General features: G+C 65.2%; 7 protein-coding genes. 4 read left to right on the top strand and 3 right to left on the bottom strand.

The window, feature by feature from the left end:
- Positions 1–81: 81 nt before the first annotated feature.
- From H0W38_RS13305 to H0W38_RS13295, 3 genes are all read left to right on the top strand, one after another.
- Complete coding sequence (locus tag H0W38_RS13305; RefSeq protein WP_367162058.1) at positions 82–453, top strand: molybdopterin-dependent oxidoreductase; 372 nt, start codon at positions 82–84, stop codon at positions 451–453.
- A 46-nt stretch (positions 454–499) separates the two neighbouring features.
- Complete coding sequence (locus H0W38_RS13300; protein ID WP_292454793.1) at positions 500–1,003, top strand: hypothetical protein; 504 nt, start codon at positions 500–502, stop codon at positions 1,001–1,003.
- Positions 1,004–1,604: 601 nt separating this feature from the next.
- The gene (locus H0W38_RS13295; protein ID WP_292454792.1) at positions 1,605–1,808 is read left to right on the top strand and encodes an ATPase domain-containing protein; all 204 of its coding nucleotides are present in this window, start codon (positions 1,605–1,607) and stop codon (positions 1,806–1,808) included.
- Positions 1,809–3,064: 1,256 nt separating this feature from the next.
- Here H0W38_RS13295 and H0W38_RS13290 read toward each other — a convergent pair.
- The gene (locus tag H0W38_RS13290; RefSeq protein ID WP_292454789.1) at positions 3,065–4,801 is read right to left on the bottom strand and encodes a methyl-accepting chemotaxis protein; all 1,737 of its coding nucleotides are present in this window, start codon (positions 4,799–4,801) and stop codon (positions 3,065–3,067) included.
- A gap of 64 nt (positions 4,802–4,865) precedes the next feature.
- Here H0W38_RS13290 and H0W38_RS13285 point away from each other — a divergent pair, with 64 nt between their 5' ends.
- The gene (locus tag H0W38_RS13285) at positions 4,866–5,195 is read left to right on the top strand and encodes a hypothetical protein (RefSeq protein WP_292454786.1); all 330 of its coding nucleotides are present in this window, start codon (positions 4,866–4,868) and stop codon (positions 5,193–5,195) included.
- Positions 5,196–5,541: 346 nt separating this feature from the next.
- On the opposite strand, the gene H0W38_RS13280 is transcribed toward H0W38_RS13285, so the two are convergent.
- Together H0W38_RS13280 and H0W38_RS13275 are read right to left on the bottom strand one after the other, a co-directional pair.
- Complete coding sequence (locus H0W38_RS13280; RefSeq protein WP_292454785.1) at positions 5,542–6,543, bottom strand: CHAT domain-containing protein; 1,002 nt, start codon at positions 6,541–6,543, stop codon at positions 5,542–5,544.
- On the bottom strand, positions 6,527–6,851 hold a 325-nt coding region (locus H0W38_RS13275; protein ID WP_292454782.1), incomplete at its 5' end, for a hypothetical protein. The genes H0W38_RS13275 and H0W38_RS13280, both read right to left, overlap by 17 nt.

Raw genomic sequence — 6,851 nt, 5'->3', positions numbered from 1 at the left:
CTGCGTCGCTGCGGCACTGAACAATCGACCCCGCAAAGCGCTCGATTGGAGGACACCTGCCGAGGCCCTCGATCCGCATCTGTGATCATCCGCACCAAGCTCTGTTGCAACGACCGCTTGAGTCCGGGCCCACAAACCTTGCTGGCTTATGGACTGAACGGTGCGCCGGTGCCGGTGGCCAACGGCGCGCCGCTGCGCGCGCGGCAACTCGGCTACAAGCACGCCAAATACCTCATAAGCATCGAAATCGTCGCAAGCCTGGAGGGCATTCGCGGCGGGCAGGGCGGGACGCTGGCTATGAGTGGTACGCAGGAATATGACGCGGCCGCTGGAGGAACCGCAGAGATTCGCGGTGAAGCGGGACCGCACTTGCACGGCCTGTCTCGGCCCCGAAGAGCGAGCGCCGGCAACGGACAACGACCTGCGGGCAGCACAGCCGGCGCTGGCGAATGACCAACCGCCCGGCCAGTCGACAACTATCCACGATAGGAAACGAGCAATGCGCTTTACCGACGAACGCTCGTTGACGCTTCTGGGCCGCATCACCAGGCTGCCTGAGTTCAATGTGGCCGTGTTCGCGATGCTGCTGAACTACCCCTGGGAGTTCCTGCAAGTGCCCTTGTTCGCCCAGATGCCGAGTGCTCCGCACTGGGAGGCGATCAAGACGTGCACGCGAGCCACTTTCGGCGACGCCGTCATCATGCTGCTGGCCTTCTGGGTGGTCTCGGCGTTCGCTCGCAGCCGTTACTGGGTCTGCGCCGTACCGTGCGCATCGCGCCTCGCGCTGTTCGTCTCGGTCGGCGTGGTGATCACCGCCACGATTGAGTGGCTGGCGCAGAACGGTCTGTGGATCGACGGCTGGCACTACTCGGCGCTCATGCCAGTGCTGCCGGGCCTCGGCGTCGGGCTTTCGCCCGTGCTGCAGTGGATCCTCCTGCCTCCTTTGACGATCTGGTTCGTACGTCGGCAGATGTCGGGAATCGCACCGAGCCGGTGTCGGTGAGCACGGTCTTGGCGTCTTGGCGCTGGCGCCGTTGCGGTGGTTGGCGGCTGTCTCGGGCTTGGCCTAGCCGGAAGGGCTGGGCGTGTTGCTGCACCAGGCGGTACAGCGCGGTCTGCTTGGGGCGGTGGCGCTCGTATTGGACCGGGACGCCATCGGGCCTCCGGTAGGGCTGCCGACCGATGGCTTGCACGCGTTGCTCCCGAGCTTGTGGGCTCGCACGGTCTCAAGCCCGTCAACGCGTCGCGATCGCCCTCTCGGTCGCCTGCCCGTGGTGGCCTACCTTCGAGTGCCCACCTTCTGGTGGCGGCCTTCTTGTCGCCTCAGGCGCTGGAACGGCTGGAGGAGATGCCAGAAAGCTGCCCGTGGCGAGCGACAGGAACTGGCCGAGTCTGAACCTTCGTGACTCTTGCCGAGAGCAGCCGCTCCGGATTTGCATGCCGGCCGCCAGCGGCGGCTTACAGGCAACGCCGTGAAATCACAGTCCCGGTCCACAAGCAGTCATTCCCCAGCGGCGTCGCAAAGCGGCCATTGACCCTCGATGTCTTGAGCGCGGCCCTTATCAACAACCGCGCTATCTTTGCGCTTATGTTCGGGATCGCGCATGGTGCTGAAAACGTACTGCGCGGCCATATCCCGTTCAGCGAGTGGTGTTCCGGGTCTGGATGAAGTGCTGCATGGCGGACTCATCGCCGGGAAGCTCTACATGATCAACGGCGAACCCGGCGCCGGCAAGACGACCTTGGCGCTGCAATATGCTGCAAGGCGTGAGGGAAGGCGACACCACCCGGTATGTGACCCTGGGTGAGACCGCGAGCGAACTGCGCGTCACTGCTGAATCGCACGGCTGGTCCAAGCGCTCCTTGAGACGGTGGAGCGCGTCAAGCCACGTCGCATGGTGCTGGACTCGCTGTCGGAACTGCGCCTGCTGGCGCACACCTTGCCGCGCTACCGCAAAACCAGATCCTGGCCTTGAACCAGTTCCTGGCCGGGCGCAATTGCACGGCGCTATTGCTCGATGACCGGACGACGGAAAGCATCGACACCTAGGTGCACAGCGTTGCGCACGGCGTCATCGCGCTGGACCGCAACGTGCCCGCCTATAGGCCGGTGCTGCGCTAGTTGCGCATTACCAAGTTACCGCGGCAGCGACTTCATCAGCGGGCGGCAGGACCGCTTAGATGAGGCGCTGCAGGCGCTGGCGCAGCGCTGAGCTGTGGCATGACCGACCGAGTCCGTCACCGCCTGCATGGTGAGTCGCTGCGGGGCCGTGGCGCCTTATGCTTCGCAAGATTTCTCGTAACGGCCGTGCAGTCCGGAGCAGCGGTCTGCCCCGGACCCAAGTTCCAAACGGAATTGGGCCTGCACGGAGGGACGAGCAGGGCTTACGACGATCTCGACGCTCTGAGCGCTGACCATGACCGACAACCGCACCGCGGCCAGCGGGCCAGCACACCGACGGTCGAGAGCTCTAGCATTGCGCTCTTACTGGGCCAACGCTAGGCCAGCGATGGGCTATGGGCGGGCCACAAAGCAAAACGCCCACTTCGAAGTGGGCGTTTGCTAGCGGCCGAAGCCCTGTGTTCTTTGGTTGCGGGGACAGGATTTGAACCTGCGACCTTTGGGTTATGAGGCCAAGCAATATGTAGTTGTTTTCGTACAGAAGTGGTGTCAAACGCGCATTCTCGATAGAAATCAACGAGTTGCACGCCTCGGGTCGACCTACTGCTCACCACTTTAGGCCCAAAGACACCGCCCCTTGTCGTCAAACAGTCAGCCTCCCCAAACCGCGCTTATCCCGATGGCGACCGTTGGGCGAACCAGCTTCGACGAAATTACTGACTGGGCTCAGGCCGCCGCAGTCCACGCCTCTCTCACAAGCTTCGCGGCGCCGGTCCTCAGGCGATGGGATCTGAATGGCACCATGACGTATGGCCTGAGCGAGCTCGCGACGGCTTGGCAGCGACGCCCGGCAGCAGGCCGCCAACCAACGCGGCGCCCCGAGCGTGCCGACGCGTCGCGGCGCGAATCAGCACGGCCATGAAGCCGTGGCCAGGCGGGTGGTCAGAAGCTGGCCCAGTCGTCAGTACCGGTCTTGGCCAAAGTGGACTCGGCGGCCGGATTGGTCTTGGCGGGCGGCTTCGCAGGGGCTGCTTTGGCTGAGAAATCGGGTCGCGTCACATTGGTGGCGCGGTTGGGCCCGCGCCGTTCGGCGCCGCTGTGGCGGGCCGCGGCCAGTGGTGCTGCGTGGCTGTCGCCTTTACCCAGCTTGAACACTGCCACCACCTCAGCCAGATTGGCGGCCTGCTGCTTCAGGCTGTCGGCGGCGGCGGCCGATTCCTCAACGAGGGCCGCGTTTTGCTGCGTCACCTGATCGAGCTGATTGACGGCATCGCCGACTTGGCTGATGCCCTGCGTCTGCTCGATGCTGGCCGAACTGATTTCGGCGATGAGGTCATTCACCCGCTTGACCTGGCTCACGATGTCTTGCATCGACTTGCCTGCGTCGTCGACCAGCTTGGAGCCGGTCTCGACCCTCTCCACGCTCTCGCCGATCAGCGATTTGATCTCCTTGGCAGCGCTGGCGCTGCGCTGCGCCAGGCTGCGCACTTCGCTTGCCACCACCGCGAAGCCGCGGCCCTGTTCGCCCGCGCGCGCCGCTTCGACCGCGGCGTTCAAGGCCAAGATGTTGGTCTGGAAGGCGATGCCGTCGATCACGCTGATGATGTCGCTGATCTTCTTGCTCGACGCCGTAATGGCTTCCATCGTGCTGACCACCTGGCCGACCACCACGCCGCCCTTGGCCGCGGCCTCGCTGGCGCTGGTGGCCAGATGATTCGCCTGGCGTGCGGTGTCGGAGTTCTGCTTGACCGTCGAGGTGAGCTGCTCCATCGACGCGGCGGTCTGCTGCAGGTTCGCGGCTTGCTCTTCGGTGCGCTGCGACAGGTCGGCGTTGCCGATGGCGATCTGGGCGCTGCCGGTGGCGATCGAGTCGCTGCTCTGGCGCACGTTGCTGACGATCCCGACCAGGCTGTCCTTCATGGCGGCGAGGGCCCGCAGCAGCCTGGCCACTTCGTCCTTGCCGTCCACGTCGATGCGTTGACTGAGGTCACCCTGGGCCACGGCATCGGCGGCCCGCACCGCCTGGTCAAGCGAGCGCGAGATGCCGCGCACCAGGAGCAAACCGAACAGCACGGCGACCGACAGTCCGACGACGATCGCGGCGATCGCGATGGCGCGGATCGTCTCGTAGCGGCCGACCGCGGTGGTGTATTCCTTCTTTGCTTCGTCGAGCTGCAGTTGCATCAGCGCCGCGATGCCTTCGCCCACAGGGACGTAGAGCGGCCGGATCTTCTCGACCACGACCTGTTGCGCGGCCTTCGTGTCATTGGCGCGCAGTGCAGCCACGGCGGGCCGGAGTCCTTCCTGCACGAACTTGTTGCGGTTCTCGGCGAAGGCCTTGGACAGCTTTTCTTCGTCGGGCGTCAGCGTGGTTGCCATGTAGACCTCCCACACCTTGCCGATCGCGACGATATTGGCCTCGACCTCGGCGGTGTTCCTGACGACATCCGCCGCGGTCGCCTCGACCAACGTGACGGCAATGGCCAGCCGGTTGCGCAGCAGCAGCCGCTGGATTTCAGCAATCTGCCCCGCCCGTATCGTGCGGTCTTCGTACACCGACTGCAGTGCCTCATTGGACTTGGAAATGCCGAGCAGGCCAATGCTGCCGACGGCGATCAGCAGCGCGGACAGCAGGCCGATCAGGATCACGATCCGGGTGGAGATCTTGAGGTTGTTCACGGTGGTTTCTCTCGAATGGGATGGCATGAGTCAGTGCACTTGAGCCGCAGCGTCCACCAACCCCATGTCGGCGCCACTCATCAGTTACTCGATGTCGGCCAGGATCAGCATGCGCTTGTCCTCGCCGTTCTTCACCGAGCCGAGGCTTGCATGGCTTTCCCGATGCCTCAGTGAATATCGGTCACGGCTTGCGCCATTGAAGGCCGGAATTGCGGCAGGAGAGCGGCATATTTCACCGGTCGGGATGCTCGAGGCGACGACGGACTGTTCAGATGCCGTAAAGCCGTCCGACGCGAGCGGGCTGCTGATGGCCGAGAAGAGCTGCAGGCTCAACGCCGTAGAACCCGACGCTGATGGCGAAGAATTTTTGAAGGGCCGCTTCTTCACCGCATGACGGTTGCTGGCGACCCCTCAGCGACATTCGTCAAGCCAAGCTCGCCGGCACAAACCAAAAGGTAGTTTCAAAAAAAATGCTCTCGCTGCGTGCCCGGCGTGAGACGCCGAACAGCGGCCGTTCGTGAGCTTCGACGCGACGAGCAGGCCCTCACGCTACAGGAGTACAGCTACTTTCTGGCGAAGCCGGAGCTGCAGCGCAAGGCGCTTGAAGACAACAAGCTGGCGAGCACCTCGATCCGCCGCGTCGCCGAGCGCTTCGATGCCGGGTTGGCCACAGGCATGCACCAAGCGGTGATCGTCCGCGACGTGCAAACCAAACAGAGGTCGTCGGGGCGCTCCCCTTCTCAGCGCTGCTGGCACAGGTGCGCGCCCCAATACAGCGGGTGCGCGAACGGGCGCTCGTCGGGCCGCCGCAGATGAAGCAGCGCGCGGCGGGCCAGGCGGGCGTCGCTGCGGCCGCCGGCCTCGTACAGATCCTGCAAGCGCTGCGCGACGCCCAGCTCGGCGGCGGTAGCGCCAGCGATGCGACGCTGCGCTAGGTTCAAGGCCAGTGCATGGCCCAGGTTCTTGCCAAGCATCTGGGCATAAAACTCGGCCATCAGCAGTGAGGTGGCTTCGTCGGGGATCGACCACATTGACGCAATCACCGTCTGCGCGCCGAGTGCGAAGAAGGCCGCGGGCAGGCCGATGAATTCGTCGGGCAGGCGGGTGGCATCGCTCAGGCCCGAGTCGCACGCCGACAGCACCACCTGCTCCAGCGGCGCGCGCTCGGTCACCACCCGCAGTTCGGCCACCGGCAGGTGCCGGTCGGCGCACAGCAGCCCCGAGCGGCTGGCGTCGTGCCAGTCGTGCGCGGCATGGCCTGCGAAGTGCAGCAGGTCCACCGAGGAGATGCGCGCCAGCAGCGCGTCGGCCGTGGCCTCGGGGCCTTGCAGCAGTTGGATGTCCACGTCGTGCTCGGCCGCCTGCTTGACGATGAGCGCAGCTTCCCAGCGCGCAAACGGCAGATCACCACGCGGGTCGGCCACCACCAGCATGCGCTTGCGCCCAACCTCGCGCCGGGCGCGCGGCGGCTCTGCCACCAGGCCGATTTGTGCGACGACCACGGCCTGTTGCACCAGCGTTTTGTCCTTCTCCGGATCGACCGCCATCGGCAGCGGCAGCGATTGCAAGCCGCCTTGCGCGACGATGCGCAGTTCATGGTCGCCGGTCTCGGCCAGGCGTTCGCGCAAGGCGCCGAGGAGTGGCGAGTGGCCGAGAACGCGCGCAAAGTTTCCCATGCGATGGGCCAGCTCGCTGCGGTCGGTGCCCGCTTCGGCATGGGCCAGATCACTGGCAGCCGCCATCGTCGCGCACCGGCTCGATGCCGAGCATCGCGTTCACCGCGCCGGCCGTGAAGTCGTCGAGATAGAAGATGTTGTTCGGATAGGCCTTCGCCTCGTGCCGTGTCGCAAACACGAGCGCCGTGCCGGCGTGGGTGACCACAGGTAGCGCGAGCAGCACGCCATCGGGCAGCGTTTCGAGCAGGCAAGCGTAGCCACCGACCCTGTCGGCGGCAGCGTCGTCGCTGGTCAGCGCGTCGGCGGCGGCTTCAAGCTCAAGCCGGGCAGGGACCAGCGCCTCGTGGATCTTGTGCAGGCTGGCATCGGCAGCG

The sequence above is a fragment of the Methylibium sp. genome (assembly GCF_013817365.1).
GTDB lineage: Bacteria > Pseudomonadota > Gammaproteobacteria > Burkholderiales > Burkholderiaceae_C > Methylibium.
This window is presented reverse-complemented; position numbering and strand designations above follow the sequence as displayed.

Coding starts and splice junctions, on each gene's coding strand:
- H0W38_RS13300 (WP_292454793.1), top strand. CDS start 500: ATGCGCTTTACCGACGAACGCTCGTTGACGCTTCTGGGCCGCATCACC.
- H0W38_RS13295 (WP_292454792.1), top strand. CDS start 1,605: ATGGTGCTGAAAACGTACTGCGCGGCCATATCCCGTTCAGCGAGTGGT.
- H0W38_RS13285 (WP_292454786.1), top strand. CDS start 4,866: ATGTCGGCGCCACTCATCAGTTACTCGATGTCGGCCAGGATCAGCATG.
- H0W38_RS13280 (WP_292454785.1), bottom strand. CDS start 6,543: ATGGCGGCTGCCAGTGATCTGGCCCATGCCGAAGCGGGCACCGACCGC.